Source organism: Amniculibacterium aquaticum (genome assembly GCF_003852705.1).
Taxonomy (GTDB): domain Bacteria; phylum Bacteroidota; class Bacteroidia; order Flavobacteriales; family Weeksellaceae; genus Amniculibacterium; species Amniculibacterium aquaticum.
The window spans coordinates 22,467-45,683 of record NZ_REFA01000007.1; the positions used below are offsets into that span (position 1 = coordinate 22,467).

Below are 23,217 nucleotides of genomic sequence, written 5' to 3' on the forward strand. Positions count from 1 at the left end.
ATATTAAAGGCCAACTTTTCGTTGGTCTTTTTTGTTTTTTCTCCATTCCCATGGGGCAATAGGATGTTGTTCTTGCCAAAGCCCAAGTCGTTTACCTCTGGCAATTTTTTCCAACTCGGCATAGACCTCGTCTTTAGAATATTTTTTGAAATGCCAAGCCAGACCATTTCGGATCAGTTCTTTGTTTAGATTTTGGTTGTTGTAAAAAATCTCGGCAATCCATCTTCCGTACCGATCGGGTTTGGATGAAATAATGATCTCCACAGTTTTTCCATAACAAAATCGGGAGACAAATTCTTTGGCACGCATCCCAAATGCCTGTTTTTTCTCGGGACAATCCACATGCGCCAATCGCACGGATTTGCCTTTGCCTTCCCAAAGAATTTCTATCGTATCACCGTCTTTCACCCCGATGACTTTGGCTTGATGTCTTTGTGCTTGTAAGACGATGTGTATAAAAAGGCATAAAAATAAACCGATTCTAATGTTCATGAAAAATGTTTTAAAAGATGCAGATTGTGGATGTGCAAAAATAGAAATATCATCGATTTTTCAACGAGAATATAAAATTCAAACTTAGTTTGTTAAAGTTTAGATAATTATGTGCAACTATTTCATGGATATAACGAAAAGAGTATCTTTGCGAAATTAAATTTTTTAAACTATTCATGAAAAAGTATTTATTGTTGCTTTTAATGGCAATAACTTTTATTTCTTGTTCTAAAAAAGTAGAATTAACAGGAAAGGTTTCAGGGGGATCTCCTCTGGAAAGAATTGAACTTATCGAAGGTTCTGGTGTTGCAACTTTGCCTCTAATTAACATTGGACTGGACAAAGACGGAAAGTTTTCAGGAAGTTTTGATGCTCCAAAAGACGGTATCTATGTACTTTCTTATGCCGGAAAACAAAACCTAATCTATCTGAAAGGTGGACAAACTGTAAACATCAACGGTAATGCAGCCAATTTCCCGGCAGAATATGTGGTGACAGGAGATGCGAAAGAGAACAACGACTTCTTGAAGCAAACTCAAAAGTTTTTGGTTTCCTACGCTCAAAAATTTAATATGCAAGATTTGGTGACTAAAAAAGAACCTGAATTCTTGAAAGCCATTCAAAAGATAGAAACGGATCTTAATAAAAATATCGACGAGGTTGCTGGTACAACAAAAGCCGATAGCGATGTGGTAAAATGGAAGAAAAACGACTTGGTGTCCACCCTTCTTAATGTCATGTCTCAATACAAAATGAACTACGGTAAGCTAACCAACAACCCGGCATTCAAAGTGTCAAAAGCATTTACCGATTACGAAAACAAGTTGCAGCCCAACAAAGACGAGTTGATCCAACAAAGTCCTTCCTACAGAAATTATTTGCTAAGCACAATGGGCGAAGAGTATATGAAATACTCCGCAGAAAAAATGAAAACCAATGTAGATGCCAGCACTTCTGAAGTTTTTGCAGATTTCTTAAATTCAAAAAAAGAAATCTCTCAATTGGAAAAAGATTATCTTTTGGCGTATGTAATTGCTCAGTCCGACATCACCCCAAGTGCCGATGCAAACATGGTTAAGAAAGTGAACGACATCATCGAGAAAAACATTAAAGATGCAACGGTTAAAAAAGACATTCAGCACCTACAATTTGTGATTTCCGGAGTTAAATTGGGTGATCTTGCTCCAGATGCAGCTCTTACAAAAGAAGATGGAAAAGCATTCAAATTTACAGATCTTAAAGGAAAGCCAAGTTTGGTGATGTTCTATGCTTCTTGGAATCCTGGTATTGCCGAAAACACCGTTTCTGTTCTGAAGGATGTTATGAAACACTACAACGGAAAAATCAATTTGGTGGCCATCAATATGGACGATACCAAAGATCAATTTACAAAAACGCACAAGGCTTTGCTTAACGGAATTGCTGCAACACATGCCTATGCCGATGGCGGTATGAATTCAGCAGCAGCCAAAGCATTCGGAATTTACGGTTTCAAATTGCCAAGCTTTGTCATCATTAACAAAGACGGAAAAATTGCTTCAAAACCAATATACAATTTAGGAGAACCTGAGTTTATAGAAGCGATGACCAAAGAAACTGGAGTAGCCGCTCCTGCAGCTCCTCAAGCTGAACTAAACATGGATCCTAGCATTTTGGCTCCAGAAATGGCAGCGCCTCAACCGGCAAAGTAATTCCAAAATATTTGGAGGTTTAATCATATCCAAGCCTTGTCGTCTTTCGATTGACAAGGCTTTTTAAAATTTAAGAAGATGAAGAAGAAAAAGAATATCATTCTAGAAAATATTCAATTGGTAACCGCAGGTGCCAAAGGGGTCGCTGTAGGAAAAACGGAAGAAGGAAAAACCGTTCTGGTGTCCGGAGCTGTCCCTGGTGATGTGGTAAATGCACGAGTGAAAAAATCCAAATCCAAATATTACGAAGCCGAAGCCCTAGAGATCGTTCAGCCGTCTCCAGATAGGGTAAACGCTTTGTGCAAGCACTTTGGTGTTTGTGGAGGATGCAAATGGCAGAATCTGAGCTATGCCAAACAATTGGAGTTCAAACAAAATGAAGTGGTCAACAACATCACCAGAATTGGTGGCGTCTCAGACTTTGAAATTCTCCCTATCCTCGGTGCCGAAGAACAGTATTATTACAGAAATAAAATGGAATTCTCCTTCTCCAATGCGCGTTGGCTAACTTTGGATGAAGTAAATTCCGGAACGGATTTCCAAGACAAAAATGCACTAGGCTTCCATATCCCTGGGATGTGGAGTAAGATTTTGGATCTTACCGAATGTCATCTGCAAGAAGATCCTTCCAACGAAATTCGTTTGTCGGTGAAAAAATATGCAGAAGAAAACGGGCTGGACTTTTTTGATGTCAAAAATCAAGAAGGTTTCTTAAGAAGCTTGATGCTGAGACAAAATTCCAAAGGCCAATGGATGGTGTTCTTCCAATTGTACAGGGAAGAGAAAGAAAATCGTGAAGCGCTGTTTCAGTTTTTGCTAGGCCGTTTTCCACAGATTTCGACTTTGCTATTTGCCATCAACTCCAAACAGAATGATTCGATCTACGATTTGGATGTTCAAACCTATTTTGGTGATGGATTTTTGATGGAAGAAATGGACGGATTGAAATTTAAGATCGGTGCCAAGTCTTTCTTTCAAACCAATTACAAACAAGCTCTAAATCTGTATAGAAAAACTTTAGAATTTGCCGACCTAAAAGGAGGCGAAGTGGTCTATGATTTGTACACCGGAACCGGAACTATTGCCCAATACATTGCTCGATCTGCAAAAAAAGTAATTGGGATAGAAGCCGTGCAAGAGGCCATAGATGCCGCAACCGAACATGCTAAACTTAACGGATTGGAGAATTGCGAATTTTTTTGTGGCGATATGAAGGAAGTATTTACCGAAGAGTTTTTGGCCAACCATCCCAAAGCCGATGTCTTGGTTACCGACCCACCAAGAGACGGTATGCACCAAAAGGTGGTGGAGCAAATTTTGAAACTTTCGCCTAAAAGAATCGTTTATGTAAGCTGCAACTCAGCAACACAAGCAAGAGATATTGATTTGATGAAAAACGATTATCGTTTGATTAAAATTTTGCCGGTAGATATGTTCCCACAAACCCATCATGTGGAGAACATCGCTTTGTTGGAAAAAATATAATTTTGTAAACATGAATTTCATAAAGACCGTCTTGCTTTCTATCCTTGCGTTGTTGCTCTTTTCTTGCAACAGCGACGATGATATTTGTACCAATGGCGAAGCGACACCGCGATTTAAGATGAAGTTTAAAAGCCAATCCACCGGAAAACTGAAAACCTTGGACTCGCTCTATCTGACCGTTGATTATGGAAATGGAAATCTAGGAGTCTTGACGCGTGCAAAAGTAGATTCGGTATTGGTGCCTCTTCGTATCGACGATTCTGGTTTTACTGAAATTTATGTTAAAACGAGTAAAAATGGACCTCAATCTAAGTTGAGGTTCATGTATCAAAGTAAAACCGAATATGTGTCACCGGCTTGTGGAGTAAAGAAACTCTACGAACAATTGAGCGTAGAGTTGTTAGCACCCAATCCTGTTTTGTCCGTAGAAACCATAGAAAACCAAATCATCAATGAGAACAAAACTCCTGTTTATCTGCATTTTTAGTTTTTCCTTTCCTTTTGTTTTTTGCCAGGAAAAACCTGTCCAAAAGCAAGGTGTTCTTAGGAATTATCAGCCCAATTTTATGCTGGGTTTTGATGTTTTGAATGCCGGTGTCGGTCTTTTCTCGGAAAGAAAATTGTATCAAGCCTATGTTTCTACAGAGCTTAAACCAAGACTTCATGCTATTGTAGATGCGGGTTTTGAAAAAAATGTGTTTCAAAAAAACGGTTACGATGCCAAAGCCAATGGGACATTTCTTAAATTGGGTGCTCTTTACATGCTGATTTCGGATCCCGAAAACCGTTTCAATGGTTTTTATGTCGGTGGAAAATTAGCAGGATCTTTGTATGAACAAGAATATTTTGCAATACCCATCAAGGGTTTTCAGTCAGGAGATTTTTCAGTTTCATATCCATCGACCACGCAATCGTCGTTTTGGGCAGAGGCACTTTTGGGTGCGAGAATTCAGTTGTTTCAATCGTCTTTTTACATCGATGCCAATGTTCAGCCCAAATATTTGATCCATTCAACCAAACAAGATCGCATTCAGCCCATGATTGTTCCGGGTTTTGGAAAATCGACTTCAGCTTTTGGTGTTGGATTTTCTTGGGCTTTGGCGTATAAATTCTAAAATAAAAATTACGAATATTTTTTACAACCTTCTAGGAATAGAAGGTTTATTTTTTGTTTGAAAATCTTGGGTCAACCGAATTATTTCATGGTACAGTTCTTGAAGTTCTGCTGGAGGATTTCCGAAATCAAAACTTTTAGAAGTATAGGTGTTTTTTTGATCGGTAAGGATGCTGATCTCACTGCTTGGAGCAGCATCGTTGAAGCGGTTTTGAGTTGGAGATTCGTAAGAATTAATTTTTTTGAGATTTATTTTTTGTACAAGATCGTTCAGGTTGTTCCAGTCGCTTGTTTTCAGCTCTTTCTTCTGTGTCCTGTTGTTGTTCTGATAGACAATGTGTTCTCCTTGTATTTTAAAACTCTCTTGGCTTCCTCTGGATTGTTTCGTCAGGGTTATTTCGCTAAAGTGCTCATTTTGTTTTGCATCCATCAAGGACAAAGTGTTGCTTTTTTTCTGAGCCGTGCAGCTAAGTTGTAACAATGAAAATAAACAGATGATGAATGTTAAAGTTTTCATGATTTTAAATATTATGTTAAATTTGTTTTGATGAGAAGTCAAAAATAAGTTATTTTTGCCAACCTTTAATAGTAAGTTTTAAAAATATGAAAAAGCAATTATGTTCTTTGGCAATCATCATGATGGCATCGTCATTTATGAATGCCCAAGTTGTTAAAAAAACGGAAACTGAATCTAGGTTTCTGGGTAGAGGTGTTGCACGAGAAGATAAACACAACGGTTTTGTTAGATGTTTGACTACAGAGTATGAAAACTACTTGCAAGAAAAAAATCCAAAGCGACTTAATACCGAACAGTTCGAAGAATGGTTGTCACCATTGATCAAAAAACAATTGGAGAACAGATCTCAAGTGGGTAATGTGATTACCATTCCGGTTGTTGTTCATGTGATCCACAATGGTCAGGAGATTGGTGTAGCTCCTAACATTACCGATGCCCAAATCCAATCTCAACTTACTGTGATGACCCAAGATTACAGAAGAATGGCAGGGACAAGAGGGTTTAATGACAATCCCGTAGGTGCCGATGTAGAAATTGAATTTGTATTGGCAAAAGTAGATCCTAATGGAAATCCAACAAACGGGATCAATCGTGTTAATCTTTGCGAAGAAAGCTGGTCAACGACTGATATCAATGATATTGTAAAACCCAATACCATTTGGGATCCTACACAGTATATGAATATGTGGAGCGTCAACTTTAGTGATAGCTCGTTGTTGGGATATGCTCAATTCCCGTCCAATTCCAACCTGGGTGGTCTAAATCCAAATATGGGTGATGCAAGTACCGATGGTGTAGTTGCCAATTATTCTACTTTTGGAAGCAGCGATTACAATGACGGTACCTTTTTGTTATCCGCTCCTTTTGATAAGGGGAGAACCATGACCCATGAAGTAGGTCACTTTTTAGGACTTCGTCATATTTGGGGAGATAACAGCAGTTGTACGGTTAATGCAACAGACAGTGCCAAAGATTTTTGTCCAGATACTCCAGCAGCCAGCACTTCAAACGGAGGTTGCTCGCCAACGGATACTTGCCCATCTGCTCCAGGTATGGATATGATTGAAAATTACATGGACTACACCAACGATGCGTGTATGAATATTTTCACACAAAATCAGAAAACAAGAATCAGAACGGTAATGGATAATTCTCCTAGGAGAAATACTCTAAAAACTTCAACGAAAGGTGTTGCAATACCATTGTTTCCTAACGATGCAGAGCTTAGAGTGGAAGGGATGTGTGCAGATGCTTTCAAATGTGGAAGCGATGTGCTAAACTTCTCCATCATCAACAGAGGGACCAGTCCTTTAACATCTGCAACCATTTCGTATACAGTAGGAGGTACAACCAAAACATACACTTGGACGGGTAATTTGTCTCAAGATAAGTTGGATTATTTTTCTGTACCAATCAGCTATACCATACCGAGCGGTGCCGTAAGTGCGAATGTTGTAACGGTAAATGGTGTTGCCGACCAAAGGGCTACCAACAATGCATCTACCGGTTATTATAATAAGATTAATAATCCTGATTATTTCGATACAACAACCGTTAATTTCAAATTACAAAGAGATCAGTACGGATCTGAAACGGTTTGGGGATTGTTTAACAGTGCAGGTCAATTGGTGAAAACCGGAGGCCCTTACAACGATACGGCCAATCCTGGATTGATTACTCAAACATGGAGCTTACCAGCAGATTGTTATGAATTCAAATTGTACGATGCTTATGGAGACGGGATGACCTCTATCACCGGGACTTATGTTGAAATGAAAACATCAGCAGGACAAACCATTTTCTATGCCGCAGGAGATAGTTTTACCACAAAAACAGGTAAAAACTTTACGACTCAAGTGTTGGCAACCGTAGAAAAAGATATTGCTAACGATATCCAAGTGTATCCAAACCCAATAACCGATGTTTTGAATGTTACGAAAGTGAGCGCAAAGGCTACTTTTGAAATCCATAATGCTGTTGGACAATTGGTGAATAAAGGCAAAATTGCAGATAACAAAGTGCAAGTAGTTCACCTTGAAAAAGGAGTGTATTTTATTACCATATCAGAAGCAGGTGTTTCTAAAAAAGTAAAGTTTATTAAAAAATAATTTTTCTTTTTCCAACCTAGTAAACTCCGACTTTTTAGTCGGAGTTTTTTTATTTTAAAAGCCTTTTAATGATTTTCTATTATTGTTGAAAAAAAGGTTGGAATACTACAATTAAATCACAAAAAATTTTTAGATTTGTGGGATTAATATGTTAATAAGTATAATTATGAAGAAACTCTTTACATTTTGGCTTCTTCTCCTTATGTCAACGGCTTCGTTCGCGCAATGGAGTCCAACAGATTATAGGCGAGAAGGGAAAAGTAGAGCCGATAAGGACATCTACTTCAAGTTAAATCTAAACGAGTTAAGATCACAATTGGCTTCTGCACAGGAAATGGGAAGAAATTCCCGCCCTGTTCTCGTGTCCATACCAACCCTTGATGGGAAAATTGAAAACTTTAATGTGTACAGTTTCCCGGTGATGGCTAGTGAATTGGCACAGCAGTATCAATTGGGGTCTTATTCTGGAGTGTCGGTTAACGATCCTTCCAAAACCGTTAGATTTAGCCTTGCTCCCAACGATTTTCAATGCATGATGATCGTTAATGGCGAGTATCAATTTATCGATCCTGTAGATAAGGGACAATCCATCTACAGCGTTCATTCTAAAACAAAACCTACAGGAGGCAAAGCTTTTGTTTGCTCAACAAAAGAAAGTGCCGTTTCTCAGCAAGAGATGCAAAGGTTGTATGCGAAAGGAAATTCGTTTGCAAACAATCCTGCAGATTTTTCTAGAAGCTCAGATAAAAAATACAGAACAATGCGTCTAGCAATGTCTGTGACTGGTGAATATACTCAGTATTTCGGAGGTACGGTAGCAGGTGCATTAACAGCGATTAATGCAACCGTAACTCGTGTCAACGGAGTATATGAAAAAGATTTTGGCCTTCATTTGAATGTTCAAAACTTTCCACAACTTATTTATACCAATGCAGCAACGGATCCCTATTCTCCGTCTGCTCAGATGAACAATTGGAATAACGAACTTCAACAAAATTTAACAGCAACGATAGGAAATGCTGCCTACGATATCGGCCACCTTTTCGGTAGAGATGGTGGAGGTGGTAATGCAGGCTGCATCGGTTGCGTTTGTATCAATCCAACGGGGCCTGCGAGTAACCAAAAAGGTTCTGGATATACTTCTCCTGCAGATGGAATTCCACAAGGAGATAATTTTGATATCGATTATGTTGCTCACGAAATGGGCCATCAGTTAGGAGCAAACCATACTTTTTCAAATTCATTAGAAGGTGCTGGTGTAAATGTAGAGCCGGGTTCAGGATCTACCATCATGGGTTATGCCGGAATTACCGGTCCTAATACCGATGTGCAACCGCATTCGGATCCGTATTTTCATACCGTAAGTATTGGTCAGGTTCAGACGAATTTGAATAATAAAACTTGTGATGTAGAAACAACTACAACCAATAACCCACCGGTAATTGCTGCATTTACGACCTATACCATACCTAAAGGAACGGCATTCGTTTTGACGGGTTCTGCAACGGATCCAGAAAACGATCCGATGACTTATGTTTGGGAACAAAGGGATAATGCTACAGTTACTATTAATAAAAACAATCTTGGAAACACCACTTCAGGTGCGGCATTTAGATCTGTAGTACCCTCTACAAGTCCGGTGCGATATTTCCCAAGACTGTCATCGGTGTTGGCAGGTGTTCTTAATAATACCAACAACCTTTGGGAAGCAGTTCCTACTGTAGCTAGAACAATGAACTTTGCATTTACCGTTAGGGATAACAACCCAGCGGCTAATCAAAAGCAAACACAAACTGCGACTCAACAAATTGTTGTAGGGAACGATGGGCCGTTTACCGTAACAACAACAGCGGTAACCAACAATGTGGCGTCTCCTGTTACTTGGACGGTAGCCAATACCAACAATGCTCCGTACAATGCAACCAATGTACAGATCGATTATACGGCTGACAATGGGGCAACTTGGACTGTGGTATCGGCATCTACACCAAACGACGGAACAGAGAATGTTACTTTTACAGGTCTTACCAATGGACAAGTCATCAAGATAAGAGTTTCTGCAATTGGAAATGTATTTTATGCAGTGAGCAGTGCTACGGTAGCAGCAGCGCCTATGGCTGCAACTTTGCCATACACGCAACCGTTTACCAATAACGATTTTACTTTTGTGAACGGTGCCTCAGCAAATAAATGGGTTTGGGGATCAGCAGCAGGTAATCCAGCGAACTCAATCTATGTGTCCAATGACAATGGAGTGTCCAATACTTATACAACCACCTCAGCTACTACAATTCATGCATATAATGATTTTTTAATTCCTGCTGGAACGGTTAATGCTACATTATCTTTCGACTGGAAGGCCAATGGAGAAACTTCTTATGACAGAATGAAAGTTTGGTTGGTACCGGATACTTATGTACCGACATACAATACTCAAATCCCTGCGGGTGGAGGAAGATTACAAATTGGAGGAAACTGGAGTGCGACTACTTCATGGCAAACCTATTTTAATCCGACTTTGAATATTTCGACTTTTGCGGGACAAACCATGCGTTTGGTATTCGAATGGAAAAATGACGGAAGTGGTGGTAACCAAAATCCGGCAGCTGTGGATAATATTAATTTATTGATCCCGACTTGTCAGGTTCCGACCAATGTTGCTGTAAGTAATATTACACAAAATTCCGTTCAGGTTAGCTGGACTGCCGCTAACCCGGTACCGGCAATGGGTTATGAATATTATATTTCTACATCCAATACACCACCAACAGCCGCTACACCAGCATCTGGTGTGTCAGCAGCTTCTCCAGTGGTTATCAATGGTCTGACTCCTAATACCGTTTATTATATTTGGGTTAGATCCAGATGTACAGCATCGGATACCAGCTTATGGATGCCTGCGCCAATGGTTTCTACTACTCAGATTCCGGCGACTCTTCCATACAATGAGAATTTTTCTGGACCTAGTAATTTTACCTTTACGAACGGTACACAACCCAATAAATGGGAAACCGGTGCAGCAGCAGGTAACCCAGCAAACGGATTGTATATTTCTAACGACAACGGACTTAACAATGCGTACAATGTAAGTGCAGCTTCCATTGTCCATGCGTATAGAGATATTGCCATTCCATTTGGAACAGTAAATGCTACTTTTGGCTATGATTGGAGAGCGGTAGGACAAGCTTCTTCAGATTATATGAAAGTGTGGTTGGTGCCAACTTCTTATATCCCAGTAGCCGGTACTGCCATCCCAACTGGTGGAGGTAGGGTACAGATTAATGGTTTCCACCAACAACAAGCCAACTGGCAATCGTATTTCTCTTTTACACAGAATATTTCCGCTTTTGCAAATCAAACCATGCGTTTGGTTTTCGAATGGACAAACAATGCCAGTATAGGTACGCAAACACCAGCAGCGGTAGATAATATTACTTTATTTGTGCCTACTTGTCAGGTGCCTACCAACATTGTATTGGGTACAGTAACACAAAATTCAGCTACTATTTCTTGGACGGCTGCCAACCCGGCTCCTGCCAATGGATATGAATATTATGTATCGACAGTAAACACACCACCAACAGCTGCAACAGCTCCTACGGGAACATCGACTGCATCACCGGCAACCCTTACTGGATTGTTACCGAATACAACTTATTATGTATGGGTAAGATCTAAGTGTATTGGTCCGGATAGAAGCTTGTGGATGACAGGTCCTTCGTTTACAACGGGGCAAATACCTGCGAACATGCCGTATCTGCAACCGTTCAATAACGGACCGGTAGATTTTACTTTTGTTAATGGTACCCAACACAACAAATGGGAATTTGGTAATGCAACGGGTAACCCAGCGGGTTCTATCTATATATCTGATGATAACGGAACCAGCAACAATTATAGTACTTCTGCAAGTACCGTGTTTGCTTATAGAGATATTACTGTTCCTGCTGGTACAACGATGGCAACTCTTACCTACAATTGGAAAGGTATGGGAGAAGGTTCTTTTGACTTTTTACAAGTATGGACAGTTCCTGTATCTTTCTCACCAACTGCGGGTACAGCAATTGTTGGAGGAGGTGGTAGAACTCAGATAGGTGGTAACCTTAGTCAACAAGGTGCATGGCAAAATTATTTTAACCAAAATGTTAACTTAACCGCATTTGCAGGTAATACTGTACGATTGGTATTCCAATGGAAAAACGATGGTTCTATATTTAACCAAACACCAGCAGCGGTAGATAACATTAATTTAATAGTTCCTACTTGTCAGGTGCCAACCAATGTTAACATCAATACCGTAACAACGACTACGGCTAACATTACTTGGACGGCAGCCAACCCGGTTCCTGCAGGTGGTTATCAGTATTATGTTTCTACAAACAATACTCCGCCAACAGCTGCTACCGTACCTACTGGAAACTCTGCAACTTCTCCAGCTGCACTAACAGGTCTTACGCCTAATACAACTTATTATGTTTGGGTAAGGTCTAAATGTATTGGTACCGATACCAGTCTTTGGATGCCTGGACCTAGTTTCACAACGCAACAAATTCCGGCAAACTTCCCGTACATCCAACCGTTCAACGGTACCACGAATGACTTTGCATTTGTAGGTAACACAGCGAATAAATGGGTGCAAGGAACGGCTACAGGTAACCCTGCAAACTCCATGTACATTTCTGATGACAACGGGGTAAGTAACAATTATACATACACAACTACGGTATCTCATGCATACCGTGATATCAATATTCCTGCGGGTCTTGGAAACTTCATTTTAGAATTCGACTGGAAATCTGAAGGAGAAGGTAACTGGGATAACTTGCAAGTGTGGGTTGCTCCAACAACATTTGTACCTACCAACGGTAATGCAATTGCCGCTGGTGGTGGTAGAGTACAAGTAGGAGGAAATTATGTTGGGCAAAATACTTGGCAAACATTCTCTGATCAAAACTTTGCTGTACCAGGATTTATTCCTGCAGCAGGTGGGGTGATGAGATTGATCTTCCAATGGAAAAATGATGGATTTGGTGGTACGCAACCGCCAGCAGCAATTGATAATGTTCGTTTGACAAAATGCGACAATGCTGCACCGGCTAACTTTACTGCAACCAACATTACCAGTACTTCTGCTACAGCAACTTGGACTGGCGATATGGGTGGCGCAACTTATGTGTTCAAGTACAGACCGGTAGGTTCAACAACTTGGATCATCGTACCACTTGCACAAGGTTCTACTTCTTATATCATGCAAAACTTATTGCCATTTACACAATACGAAATGGAAATTACAGCATTCTGTAAGAATATTGCAGGTACACCATCAACAGGTACATTTACAACTCCATGTAGTACAGCGGCACCTTTGAACCTTACGGTATCCAATGTGTTGTTTACTTCCGCAGATATCAGCTGGTCTGCTTCTGCAGGGGTAACTTACTCTGTACGATATAGAGAAGTGGGTGCTGGTGTTTGGACTGTATTTACAACAGCGGCAACCAATGCACAACTAACAGGTCTTACACCGGGTAAAACTTATGAAGTTCAGGTAGCCAATATCTGTAACAATGTGGTAGGTGCTTATTCGTCTTCTCAAGTATTTACTTGTCCTACGACTTGTGATATGGCTCCAACAGGATTAACCATTACCCAGATCACCAACTCTTCTGCAGTTGCCAACTGGAATGCTTTCCCTGGTGCTTCGTATATTGTAAGAATTAGAAAAGTAGGATCCCTAATGTGGAATACTTTGAACTCTGCAACCAACACTTATACTTTCACTGGATTAACTGAAAATACTCAGTATGAAGTACAAGTAGCGAATGTATGTAGCGGTACTCCGGGTAACTTTACTCCACTGTACTTGTTTACAACTTCTGCAGTAGTTTATTGTGATCAAACTTCACACAACTCCGGATCCGAGCATATTGCTAATGTAACGGTGAAAAACTCTAACGGTATTACCATGAGTAACGATTCTGGACCGTCTAACTACACCAGCTTTGTTCCAGTTAACGATGCTTTGGTTAGATTGTATAAAGGAACATCCAACAACCAAATCTCAATTGAGAAAAAATGGGCATCTACCACTTATGATGAAGCGGTAGTGGTTTGGGTAGATTTCAACAGAAACGGTATGTTTGAAGCTTCTGAAATGATTGTTAATTCACCAGCGAATCAAGTAACTCCAATTACTGCAACTTTCAATGTACCAAGCAATGCTTATGTTAGCATTACCGATGATAAGTACATCTTGATGAGAGTAGCGATGAGAAGGGATGCTGCACCAGATCCTTGTGTTGATTTTGACAACGGTGAAGTGGAAGATTATAAAGTCTTAATCATCGAGCCACCAATGAACAATGTACTAGATCCAAACAGCATCCAGATCTATCCAAACCCGGTTAAGAATAACCTATTCGTAACCAAAGTGAAGGATGGTGCTAAATACAAAATCTATGACAGTGCCGGTAGAGTGATTAAGTCAGGAGTGATCTTGGCGAATAAGATTGATCTTTCTCACCTGATCAGCGGAGTCTATATTATCGATGTCGATAACAATGGGGAAACTGCTCAGAAAAAATTCATCAAAGAGTAAGATTCAATTTCTTCAAATTATATTTTTAAAGCCCTTCGAGAAAATCGAAGGGCTTTTTGTTTTATATATTGTTATTGTGGATTTTGTAATGCATTTTTGTTAATGTGTAAAGTATACTATTTTTTAAAATATAAGAATTTATTAGAAAGCTGATGGATTATTTGGTTTTCTCTTTTTTTTCTTTGTCAGGTATTTGATCATGTTTTATATTAATGTTAAGGAATGTACTGCCCCAATGTTGATACTGTATAATTTTGATAATGGTAATATGAACAATCTTAACATGAGTTAATATTATGTTTAATCAACTAAAAATTATTTGTAAAAAATTTAAAATCTAAAAAATTATTGATTATGAAAAAATTTATTTTACTTACATCTTTATGTATAATTGGATTTGCAAATGCTAATACGATGCTAGGAAACAACGACTTATCTACTTTAGAAAATGAAACCAATTGTACTCACATTACACTTAGTTGTGGAATTGAATATGATATTTGTAATTTTAAAGGAACTACAAGTCAATTAGTACAAGTAGTAATTAATGCAAATAATAGTAATTGCAGATCAGAAATAATTGCACCTAAAGAAGATCATTCACTTGAACCTTAATTAAAAAAAGTCCAATATAAATATAAGATTTATATTTGTCATTCTTATTTATTGTCTTCAGTATTTTATGTTGGACTTTTATATGTGAATTCTATGAAAAAAATGACTTTTATTTTGTTATTCCTATTTTGTTTTTTTACTGTAAAATCACAGACAAATATAGATGTAACTTATGAATATACCTTTACGCCTGATTCCGAAAATAAAGCGAATAAAATAAAAACAGAAAATTTTATTTTAACAATAGATTCTGATCAGAATTCGGTTTACAGAAGTATTAGGAAATATAAATTTGACTCAGCAATGGTTGATTTGGAAAAGCAAGGCTTTCATGAAGCATTTGTAAAGTTGTCATCTATGCCACAACCAAGTACAGATAGGAAAGTATTTGTATTCAAAAACCAGCAAGGATTTCAAATAACCAATACAATCTATGGTAGCACTTATCTGTATCATAAAAATAAGCCAAAAAACAATTGGGTTATAGGAAAAGAAACAAAAATATTGAACGGTTATAAAGTTACGAATGCATTTTTAGATTATGCAGGGAGACATTACGAAGCCTGGTTTACACAAGATTTACCTATAAATGCAGGACCATATTTGTTTTGTGGATTACCGGGACTTATATTAGAAGTGTATGATGTCGAAAAAGATTTTTACTTCAAAATGATAGAAATCAAAAAATCAGTTTTAATATTTGATGAAATAGAAAATGGTGTTCGTAAAGTATCCATTCAAGAGTTTAGTAAAATTGCTAAAAATTATAAAGAAAATCCAATTTTTGAGATGGTCGCAAATGGAGCTGTGATAGACGAAGCCAATCGAAAAAAAATAATGGATAAAGCTAAGTTAAGAAATAGTGTAAAAGCTAACTTAATGGAATTATCTCCTGAGTACTAGTTTTTCATGTTCAACTATGACTCATTTTTGAATTTATTCTAACCCTTCGATTTTTTCGAAGGGCTTTTTTTTACAAAATAAACCCTCTAAGTTTTTAGCTTAAAGGGGATTTAATAGGTGTAAATTTTTATTGTTTTGTCAATTGCCAACTTCCGGTTTGCGTACCCATTTTCCAAGTACCACTTGTAGAATGGTTTGCGCTGATGCTTCCTTCTAATTGAAACCCCGTATTCTGAGAATATGCGGTGTTGAACGCTCCATAGTCGTTAACAGCACCATGAAATGTTTCTGAGTAGTTGTTTGCATTGGTTCGGATTACTTCAATAGATCCGGATTTGAACACTTCTACAGACAAGGTTCCGGATTCGTTACCCGAGTAGCTGCCTTTATAAGTACCTTTGTAGGGCGAAGTATAATTTTCTATACCTTTTTGTTCCCAATAATTTTCTAACATCCTGTCACAGGAAATCATAGTTATAAGTACTGAAAATGCAAATAGTGCAATCGCTTTTCTTTTCATTTGATGGATTTTAATTTTGTATTTTTTCGAGTAGGCGTAGCGTTTCCTTTTCTACTTCATCCAGTGTAGAATTGTTGTAGATGATGTGGTCGGCAAGTTTAATTTTATCTTTTTCTGGCATTTGTTTTTGCAAAACAGCCTCCACCTCTCGATAGGTTTTTTGGTCTCTGTTCATGACTCTTTTTATCCGGATATTGTCATCGGCAGTTACCAAAATGGTTTGGTAGCAGTTTTTGTAAATGCCCAATTCATACAGCAGTGCCGATTCTTTAAAAACCCATTCTGATTTTTGGGCTTTTACCCAATTTTCGAAATGCTCTGCGACGGCTGGATGGATAATTTGGTTGAGCTTTTTTAAAAGTTCATCGTTGCCAAAGACTTGTTCGGAAACCCATTTTCGGTTGTAATTGCCCAAATTGTCGTATGAAGAATTCCCTAAAAGCTGAATTATTTTTTCTTTTAGTTTGGAATCCAAATTGACCAATTCTTTTGCCCAATAATCCGAGTTGTACACGGGAAAACCTTTTTCTGTGATGAAATGGGCAACGGTTGATTTGCCACTGCCAATACCTCCGGTTATGCCTATTATTTTCTTCATAATGTTGTTGTGTTCTAACCTGCAGCCCGACTTGAGTGGAGCTCTTTTTATTTTTTTATAAGGTCTTTTCGAAGTCGAATTGTGACCTTATAAAAAATAAAAAAGCGGGAACGGAAGGCGGTTAAGCTGCCCAAATGAAAAAATTAATATCCAAAAACTTCGTTGAAGCTAAAGGTTTGGTCCAGTTTTACGCCACGATCGGTCATTTTAAGGCTTGCCAATTCGTTGTGGGTGTCGTGTTCAAAGAATAGCAGGTAGTCATTGTCCACGCATTGTTTTAGAAATTTTCCTTTTTCTTCCAAAGTGAGTAAAGGTCTGGTGTCGTATCCCATGACATAAACTTGTGGGATGTGCCCAGCGGTTGGGATCAGGTCGGCTGCAAATACGATTGTTTTTTCTTGGTATTGCAAGACGGGTAACATCTGTTTTTCGGTATGTCCATCGACAAAAATAACATCCATTTTCAGATCAGGAGCAAATCCGTAATTTCCAGTAGTGGGCAACGGTAAAAAGTTAAGCTGTCCACTTTCTTCAATGGGAATGATGTTTTCTTTCAGGAAGCTTGCTTTTTCTCTGGCGTTGGGTTCGGTAGCCCATTTCCAATGGTTTTCGTTGGTCCAAAATTGTGCATTTTTAAAGGCAGGTCGGTAACCGTTTCGCTCGTCGTTCCATTCTATGGCGCCGCCACAATGGTCGAAATGCAGGTGGGTTAAAAAAACATCCGTAATGTCTTCTTTTACAAAACCGTATTTTTTAAGGTTTTTGTCCAGGGTGTCATCTCCAAAAAGGGAGTAATGTCCGAAAAATTTTTCGTCTTGTTTGTCTCCAAGTCCACAATCGATAAGGATTAGTTTTTTCCCGTCTTCCACCAAAAGAGAGCGAGTGCCCAATTCGATTAGGTTTTTTTCATCGGCGGGATTGGTTTTTTCCCAAAGGTTTTTTGGTACTACACCAAACATGGCGCCTCCGTCTAGTTTAAATTTTCCACACTGTATAGGATATAGTTTCATATAAATTTTATTTTTTACTAAAGTAATCAATTTATATGAAGTAAGAAAAAGCTAAATTTAAAGGACGGTCTGTTATTGGGGTTTAATGAAAATTAATTCTTTAAATGTTTCATGATTTCTGCCACCTCCAAGTCAGATTTTGATGAAGATTCCTCTAGTTGGTGGATGATGTTCTCATAATCTTCTTGGTTTCTATTTTGTGACATTTTCTGAGCGATATAAATTTCTGTAGGATAAATTTTAAAACCAAAAGCTCCTTTCATCGCTTTGTTTATAAAGTCGTTGCCCATTTTTTCTAAAGTCATGGGGCATTTTTGGTGATTTTCGTATTTGTTGGTCAGCTTATCCAAATGGTGTTTCAGTTCAGCATCGGTCATCAACTCAACCGTTCCATAGATTTGTACGGCTTCATAATTCCATGTGGAGGCGTTGATATGATTGTACCAAGAGCTGGAAATGTAGGTGTGTTTACCCAAAAAATCACACAAAACCACATCACCATTATTAATTTCTTTTGCCTGTGGATTGGTCATCGAGATATGAGCTTCTACAAAAGGTTTTTCAATGTTTTCTTCGTTCCATAAAAGCATGGAGTGGGTGGCTCTTATTTTTTCTTTTGATGAAATGATCAATGCAAAACCATTTTCTGCAATGATTTTTTTCATAACTTCACGGTTCTCAGTTCTGTACGGTTTGGGTATGTGCATGGTGGTTTTTGGGATTAAAAAAGTTCACCTGGTTTTTTAGGTATTTTGATGTTTAGGTGTTTATATGCTTTTTCGGTGACTTCCCGGCCTCTCGGAGTACGGATAATAAATCCTTCTTGGATCAGGAAAGGCTCGTAGACTTCTTCCAAAGTTTCGGGGTTTTCGCCTATGGATGTGGCAAGGGCCGAAATTCCAACGGGTTTTCCACGGAAGTTTTCTATCATTACCCTCATGATTTTATTGTCCATATCGTCCAGTCCGTATTCATCAACATTTAGAGAGTCTAGAGCAAATTTGGTGATACCAATTTCTATTTCGCCGTTGCTTTTAATTTCAGCAAAATCCCGAACTCTTCTCAACAGAGCATTAGCAATTCTTGGTGTTCCACGGCTTCTTCTGGCAATTTCTAGTGCTGCATCTTCGTAGATTGGTACACCCAAAACTCGGGCACTTCTTTCGATAATCATCCCGAGCAATTCAATGCTGTAATATTCCAGTCGGCTTTGTATCCCAAATCGTGCGAGCATCGGTTTGGTTAGCATTCCGCTGCGTGTGGTGGCGCCAATTAAGGTAAATGGGTTCAGTCCAATTTGTACACTTCTGGCATTGGGACCGGTCTCCAACATGATGTCAATTTTATAATCTTCCATTGCCGAATACAAGTATTCTTCTACAACGGGCGAAAGTCTATGGATTTCGTCAATAAAAAGGACATCGTTTTCTTCTAAATTGGTCAGCAGTCCGGCTAGACTTCCCGGTTTGTCCAAAACAGGACCAGAGGTTACTTTGCAATTTACGCCCAATTCATTGGCTATGATATGGGAAAGTGTCGTTTTTCCAAGACCTGGAGGTCCATGCAACAAAACATGATCCAGTGCAGAGCCTCTTTTTTTGGCAGCAGCAACAAAAACCTCCAAATTGTCCAATGTTTTTCGCTGTCCGGCAAAGTCTTGAAAACTCTGGGGACGGATTTTTTCTTCTTGCGAAAGGTCTTCGGAAGAGTAATTATCTTTTTCTGGGCGTAAAAATTCAGACATTATTAAGAATTATTTTTAGTTGCTAAACTTTACAAAAGTAATCATTTTTAGAGCGTCTTCAATATTTTGGGCTATTAAATGATTTGGGCTAAAGTTTTATTTTTTACTTTTACAGCTATGAAATTAATAGGACCATTTAAGCAAATCATAACCCTGGATCACTTGGATCTTCGGGGCAAATTATCCGATGAACAATTAATAATTATAGAAAACGGTGGCATCTTGATAAAAGATGAAAAGATAGAAGCAGTAGGCGATTTTGAAGATTTGAAAGCCCAAAACCCATCTGTTTTTGTTGAAGCCATCGACAGCGAACAAATTGTACTTCCCGCTTTTGTAGATTGCCATACACACATTTGTTTCGGTGGAAATAGGGCCAATGATTTTGCAATGAGAAATGCCGGTAAAAGCTATTTGGAAATTGCCGAAGCCGGTGGTGGGATTTGGAGCTCGGTACAACATACCCGAAATGCATCAGAAGAGGATTTGCTAAACCTACTTTTAGAAAGAATTAATAAGCTTTTGTCCTTGGGAATTACCACCATAGAGATCAAATCGGGCTACGGATTGAATGTAGAATCCGAACTGAAAATGCTGAGAGTCATAAAAAAAGCACAAGCCCTAACCAAAGCGACCTTAGTCCCAACTTGTCTGTCTGCACATCTGAAGCCACGAGATTTTGAGGGAAGTTCGGAGGTGTATTTGGAGTATATTTTAAACGATATTTTACCCATTGTGAAAGCTGAAGATCTTGCACACCGAGTGGATATATTCATTGAAAAATCTGCATTTTTACCCGATGAAAGCAAGGCATTTTTATTAAAAGCTAAAGAAATGGGCTTCAAAATTACCGTTCATGCCGATCAATTTACACCGGGCAGTTCTAGAATTGCGGTAGAAGTGGGAGCGCTGTCTGCCGATCATTTGGAGGCGACATCAGCTGACGATATTCAGTTTTTGGCGAGTTCCGATACGGTTGCAGTTGCTTTGCCGGGTGCCAGTGTCGGACTGGGAGAGCCGTTTACACCGGCTAGGAAAATTTTGGATGCCAACGGAATTTTAGCCATTGCCAGCGATTGGAATCCTGGATCTGCACCCATGGGAAATCTAATTACCCAAGCGAGTATTTTGGCAACTTTTCAGAAATTGTCCACAGCAGAAGTCTTGGCGGGGCTTACCTTTAGAGCTGCAAAAGCACTCGATTTGTGCGATAGAGGGATTTTAGCAAAAGGCAAAAAAGCCGATTTTGTTGTTTTTCCTACGGATAATTTCCAAAATATAATGTACCAGCAAGGCGAACTAAGACCTTCTAAGGTTTTTGTAAACGGCGAAATGATAACCATCTAAAATTTTTGCGATTGTCATCAATATTTTCGATGATCTATCTCTTCTTGGGATAGGTCATTTTTCTTAATTTTGTTTCCTTAAATTTTTTCAGTTTTGAATACAAATACTACAATTTGGCAAGGTCGATGGGATGGTGATGAAGATGAATTTCTAAGAATTTTTCAAAAAGTTACAGTTTCTACGGAATATCAAACGATTGATGCTAACAATTTTGTTCTGCACGGATTTGCTGTAGATGAAGGTGTTAGGCGGAATAAAGGTAGGGTAGGTGCCGCTCAGGCTCCGGACATCATCCGAAAGAATATGAGCAACTTCCCCGTGAAAAATTCATCGTTTAGACTGCTGGATTTTGGTAATGTACTATGTGAAAATCAAAATTTGGAACGAGCACAAGAAAATCTTGCTGAAAAAGTGGCTTTGGTTTTGCAAAAAAAAGCAAAGTCTGTGGTTTTGGGTGGCGGACATGAAGTTACTTTTGCACATTATTCTGGATTGAAGTACGCCTTTCCAAATGAAAAAATAGGAATCATCAATTTTGATGCTCATTTTGATAACCGCGAACCCGAAATTGGAGTAGGACCTTCTTCCGGTACTGGATTTTGGCAAATTGCTCAGCAAGGTGAGATCCACTCTTTGCACATCGGTATTCAGAAGAATTCGAACACCAAAAAATTATTTAATACCGCCGATCATTTTGGGATGAAGTACATTTTGTCTGATGACCTGTACATGGAAAATCTGGATGCAATAAAATCGAAGATTGATGCCCTGTTCCAGTCGGTGGACAAAGTTTATGTAACGATTTGCATGGATGTTTTCAATGCCGCTATCGCTCCCGGTGTGTCAGCAAGTGCATACAACGGCATTTTTGCAGATGCCGTAATGCTAAAGGTGTACAGACACATTCTTCAAAATCCTAAGACGGTAGCTCTGGATGTTGCAGAGGTCAACCCCAACTACGATATCCAAGAAAGAACTGCAAGATTGGCGGCGTGCCTTGTCAATGAATGGCTGATGCTGTAACTTTGCACTCTAGTTTTTATTTTGAAGTATTGGGAATTTTTAATCTTTAATTTTCAATATTTCTAAAATCAATTGAACATGAAAGACCAAAATTTTAAAAATATTCAAAATGCTCAAGATCAACACCAAGTTTGGAAAGGTTTGGATTTTGAAGCTCGACAACTTTATTTTTCTCGTTTAGCAACTCTGCTTTTGGATAAGAAAGAAGACTTAGGATTGATCATCACCGAAGAAATGAACAAACCCATTTCGCAGTCGGTTTCCGAGATCGAAAAATGTGCAGGCTTGTGCCTCTATTATGCCAAAGCAGAAAATGTCTTGGCTGTTGAAACCGTAGAAACTCAGTTTGAGATTTCTGAAGTTCATCATGAAGCTTTGGGAGTGATCCTTGGAGTTATGCCGTGGAATTATCCTTTTTGGCAGGTGCTTCGCTTTGCTGTTCCAACTTTATTAGCCGGAAATGCTGTGGTGATGAAACACGCCTCCAATTGTTTGAGAAGTGGAGATGCCATCCAGAATTTGTTTGAAGAAGCGGGTTTTCCTATAGGCTTGTTTCAACATCTTAGGTTGGGACATGAGGAAGTGGAAGAACTGATTGCTCATCCGATTATAAAAGCAGTTAGTCTTACGGGTAGTGAAGCTGCTGGACGAAAAATTGCAGAAATTGCGGGGAGAAATCTAAAAAAATGTGTCCTGGAATTGGGTGGCAACGATGCTTTTATAATCTTGGCCGATGCCGATTTGCAACTTGCTGCTAAAAATGCCGCTACGGCAAGACTGCAAAATTGTGGTCAGACTTGTGTGTCGGGCAAACGATTCATCATTCATCAAGAGGTTTATGAAGCGTTTCTGCATTTGTTTGTGGATGAATATAAAAAATTTGTACCTACAAATGCCTTTGATAGAGAGACCAAACTGAGTAAAATGTCTAGAGCGGATTTGGCTGTGGAGCTTAACAATCAATATCAAACGGCTCTTGATCATGGTGCAGAAATTATTTTGCCTCTTGAGCAAAAGGATGACCTTACTTTTATACCTGGACTTTTGAAAATGAATGTCCATAATCCCATCTCGGATCAGGAGCTTTTTGGTCCCTTAGGAATGGTCTTTTGTGTAAAGTCGGATGAAGAAGCGCTGGAAGTTGCCAACAACACTTCTTTTGGTCTGGCAAATGCTGTTTTTACTCAGGATAGAAAGAAAGCTTTTTATTTCGCTAATAATCTTGAAAGTGGTTCGGTAGCGATCAATCAATTGTTCAAGTCGGATGTGAGATTGCCGTTCAACGGTAGAAAAAATTCGGGTTACGGAATTGAACTTTCGACCAAAGCGTTGTTCGAGTTTACAGCGATTAAAACGATTATTGGAAAAGTTTAGTCTTGTAGACTATTTTGTCATAAAAAAAATAAGCTGTCCTGAATGTGGATAGCTTATTTTTTTATTTTTTGTGGGGGG

Annotated in this window: 18 protein-coding genes; 11 read left to right on the plus strand and 7 right to left on the minus strand. The window is 38.8% G+C overall.

The features are described from left to right. Positions 1 to 3: 3 nt before the first annotated feature. Positions 4 to 492, minus strand: coding sequence for a thermonuclease family protein (locus tag EIY84_RS04365; RefSeq protein WP_124640696.1), 489 nt, complete (start codon positions 490 to 492; stop codon positions 4 to 6). Positions 493 to 668: 176 nt separating this feature from the next. Here EIY84_RS04365 and EIY84_RS04370 point away from each other — a divergent pair, with 176 nt between their 5' ends. From EIY84_RS04370 to EIY84_RS04385, 4 genes are all read left to right on the plus strand, one after another. Beyond that, a complete protein-coding gene (locus EIY84_RS04370) occupies positions 669 to 2,183 on the plus strand; it encodes a TlpA family protein disulfide reductase (RefSeq protein ID WP_124640697.1) in 1,515 nt (504 codons plus the stop codon). Between the two features lie 78 nt (positions 2,184 to 2,261). After that, positions 2,262 to 3,668: a 23S rRNA (uracil(1939)-C(5))-methyltransferase RlmD gene (gene rlmD, locus EIY84_RS04375; RefSeq protein WP_124640698.1), complete on the plus strand. Its 1,407-nt coding sequence runs from the start codon at positions 2,262 to 2,264 to the stop codon at positions 3,666 to 3,668. Positions 3,669 to 3,678: 10 nt separating this feature from the next. Continuing rightward, positions 3,679 to 4,155 carry a DUF6452 family protein gene (locus EIY84_RS04380; protein ID WP_124640699.1) on the plus strand — a complete coding sequence of 159 codons (477 nt, stop codon included), beginning with the start codon at positions 3,679 to 3,681 and terminating at the stop codon, positions 4,153 to 4,155. Next, a complete protein-coding gene (locus EIY84_RS04385) occupies positions 4,121 to 4,783 on the plus strand; it encodes a DUF6048 family protein (RefSeq protein ID WP_124640700.1) in 663 nt (220 codons plus the stop codon). The genes EIY84_RS04380 and EIY84_RS04385 overlap by 35 nt, the downstream gene beginning before the upstream one ends. Positions 4,784 to 4,804: 21 nt before the next feature. Here EIY84_RS04385 and EIY84_RS04390 read toward each other — a convergent pair whose 3' ends face one another. Next, entirely contained in the window at positions 4,805 to 5,299 is a 495-nt protein-coding gene (locus tag EIY84_RS04390) for a hypothetical protein (protein WP_124640701.1), read from the minus strand. An 86-nt stretch (positions 5,300 to 5,385) separates the two neighbouring features. Here EIY84_RS04390 and EIY84_RS04395 point away from each other — a divergent pair, with 86 nt between their 5' ends. The 4 genes from EIY84_RS04395 (at position 5,386) to EIY84_RS04410 (ending at position 15,523) form a co-directional block, all read left to right on the plus strand. Next, positions 5,386 to 7,407, plus strand: a complete 2,022-nt coding sequence (locus tag EIY84_RS04395; protein ID WP_124640702.1) for a M43 family zinc metalloprotease — start codon at positions 5,386 to 5,388, stop codon at positions 7,405 to 7,407. 166 nt (positions 7,408 to 7,573) lie between these two features. Continuing rightward, positions 7,574 to 14,005, plus strand: coding sequence for a fibronectin type III domain-containing protein (locus EIY84_RS04400; protein WP_124640703.1), 6,432 nt, complete (start codon positions 7,574 to 7,576; stop codon positions 14,003 to 14,005). Positions 14,006 to 14,359: 354 nt separating this feature from the next. After that, positions 14,360 to 14,620, plus strand: coding sequence for a hypothetical protein (locus EIY84_RS04405; RefSeq protein WP_124640704.1), 261 nt, complete (start codon positions 14,360 to 14,362; stop codon positions 14,618 to 14,620). A gap of 102 nt (positions 14,621 to 14,722) precedes the next feature. Next, positions 14,723 to 15,523, plus strand: a complete 801-nt coding sequence (locus EIY84_RS04410; protein ID WP_164472016.1) for a GLPGLI family protein — start codon at positions 14,723 to 14,725, stop codon at positions 15,521 to 15,523. A 127-nt stretch (positions 15,524 to 15,650) separates the two neighbouring features. On the opposite strand, the gene EIY84_RS04415 is transcribed toward EIY84_RS04410, so the two are convergent. From EIY84_RS04415 to ruvB, 5 genes are all read right to left on the minus strand, one after another. Continuing rightward, a complete protein-coding gene (locus tag EIY84_RS04415) occupies positions 15,651 to 16,043 on the minus strand; it encodes a hypothetical protein (protein ID WP_124640706.1) in 393 nt (130 codons plus the stop codon). Positions 16,044 to 16,053: 10 nt separating this feature from the next. Continuing rightward, on the minus strand, positions 16,054 to 16,641 hold the full coding sequence (gene coaE / locus EIY84_RS04420; RefSeq protein WP_124640707.1) for a dephospho-CoA kinase: 588 nt from the start codon (positions 16,639 to 16,641) through the stop codon (positions 16,054 to 16,056). Between the two features lie 143 nt (positions 16,642 to 16,784). Further along, positions 16,785 to 17,651 (minus strand): MBL fold metallo-hydrolase, encoded by an 867-nt coding sequence (locus tag EIY84_RS04425; protein ID WP_124640708.1) that lies wholly within the window; start codon positions 17,649 to 17,651, stop codon positions 16,785 to 16,787. Positions 17,652 to 17,743: 92 nt separating this feature from the next. Next, positions 17,744 to 18,358 carry an FMN-binding negative transcriptional regulator gene (locus EIY84_RS04430; RefSeq protein WP_124640709.1) on the minus strand — a complete coding sequence of 205 codons (615 nt, stop codon included), beginning with the start codon at positions 18,356 to 18,358 and terminating at the stop codon, positions 17,744 to 17,746. A gap of 14 nt (positions 18,359 to 18,372) precedes the next feature. Further along, positions 18,373 to 19,395 (minus strand): Holliday junction branch migration DNA helicase RuvB, encoded by a 1,023-nt coding sequence (gene ruvB / locus EIY84_RS04435; RefSeq protein ID WP_124640710.1) that lies wholly within the window; start codon positions 19,393 to 19,395, stop codon positions 18,373 to 18,375. A 117-nt stretch (positions 19,396 to 19,512) separates the two neighbouring features. On the opposite strand from ruvB, the gene hutI reads away from it, so the two are divergent. From hutI to EIY84_RS04450, 3 genes are all read left to right on the plus strand, one after another. Beyond that, complete coding sequence (gene hutI, locus EIY84_RS04440) at positions 19,513 to 20,742, plus strand: imidazolonepropionase (protein ID WP_124640711.1); 1,230 nt, start codon at positions 19,513 to 19,515, stop codon at positions 20,740 to 20,742. A gap of 93 nt (positions 20,743 to 20,835) precedes the next feature. Then, positions 20,836 to 21,765 (plus strand): formimidoylglutamase, encoded by a 930-nt coding sequence (hutG, locus tag EIY84_RS04445; protein ID WP_187477431.1) that lies wholly within the window; start codon positions 20,836 to 20,838, stop codon positions 21,763 to 21,765. A 78-nt stretch (positions 21,766 to 21,843) separates the two neighbouring features. Further along, positions 21,844 to 23,139: an aldehyde dehydrogenase family protein gene (locus tag EIY84_RS04450; RefSeq protein WP_124640712.1), complete on the plus strand. Its 1,296-nt coding sequence runs from the start codon at positions 21,844 to 21,846 to the stop codon at positions 23,137 to 23,139. The last annotated feature ends 78 nt before the right edge of the window (positions 23,140 to 23,217 follow it).

Excerpts from the sequence above, each read along its gene's own strand:
- EIY84_RS04365 (WP_124640696.1), bottom strand. The coding sequence starts at position 492 with ATGAACATTAGAATCGGTTTATTTTTATGCCTTTTTATACACATCGTC.
- EIY84_RS04370 (WP_124640697.1), top strand. The coding sequence starts at position 669 with ATGAAAAAGTATTTATTGTTGCTTTTAATGGCAATAACTTTTATTTCT.
- rlmD (WP_124640698.1), top strand. The coding sequence starts at position 2,262 with ATGAAGAAGAAAAAGAATATCATTCTAGAAAATATTCAATTGGTAACC.
- EIY84_RS04380 (WP_124640699.1), top strand. The coding sequence starts at position 3,679 with ATGAATTTCATAAAGACCGTCTTGCTTTCTATCCTTGCGTTGTTGCTC.
- EIY84_RS04385 (WP_124640700.1), top strand. The coding sequence starts at position 4,121 with ATGAGAACAAAACTCCTGTTTATCTGCATTTTTAGTTTTTCCTTTCCT.
- EIY84_RS04390 (WP_124640701.1), bottom strand. The coding sequence starts at position 5,299 with ATGAAAACTTTAACATTCATCATCTGTTTATTTTCATTGTTACAACTT.
- EIY84_RS04395 (WP_124640702.1), top strand. The coding sequence starts at position 5,386 with ATGAAAAAGCAATTATGTTCTTTGGCAATCATCATGATGGCATCGTCA.
- EIY84_RS04400 (WP_124640703.1), top strand. The coding sequence starts at position 7,574 with ATGAAGAAACTCTTTACATTTTGGCTTCTTCTCCTTATGTCAACGGCT.
- EIY84_RS04405 (WP_124640704.1), top strand. The coding sequence starts at position 14,360 with ATGAAAAAATTTATTTTACTTACATCTTTATGTATAATTGGATTTGCA.
- EIY84_RS04410 (WP_164472016.1), top strand. The coding sequence starts at position 14,723 with ATGACTTTTATTTTGTTATTCCTATTTTGTTTTTTTACTGTAAAATCA.
- EIY84_RS04415 (WP_124640706.1), bottom strand. The coding sequence starts at position 16,043 with ATGAAAAGAAAAGCGATTGCACTATTTGCATTTTCAGTACTTATAACT.
- coaE (WP_124640707.1), bottom strand. The coding sequence starts at position 16,641 with ATGAAGAAAATAATAGGCATAACCGGAGGTATTGGCAGTGGCAAATCA.
- EIY84_RS04425 (WP_124640708.1), bottom strand. The coding sequence starts at position 17,651 with ATGAAACTATATCCTATACAGTGTGGAAAATTTAAACTAGACGGAGGC.
- EIY84_RS04430 (WP_124640709.1), bottom strand. The coding sequence starts at position 18,358 with ATGCACATACCCAAACCGTACAGAACTGAGAACCGTGAAGTTATGAAA.
- ruvB (WP_124640710.1), bottom strand. The coding sequence starts at position 19,395 with ATGTCTGAATTTTTACGCCCAGAAAAAGATAATTACTCTTCCGAAGAC.
- hutI (WP_124640711.1), top strand. The coding sequence starts at position 19,513 with ATGAAATTAATAGGACCATTTAAGCAAATCATAACCCTGGATCACTTG.
- EIY84_RS04450 (WP_124640712.1), top strand. The coding sequence starts at position 21,844 with ATGAAAGACCAAAATTTTAAAAATATTCAAAATGCTCAAGATCAACAC.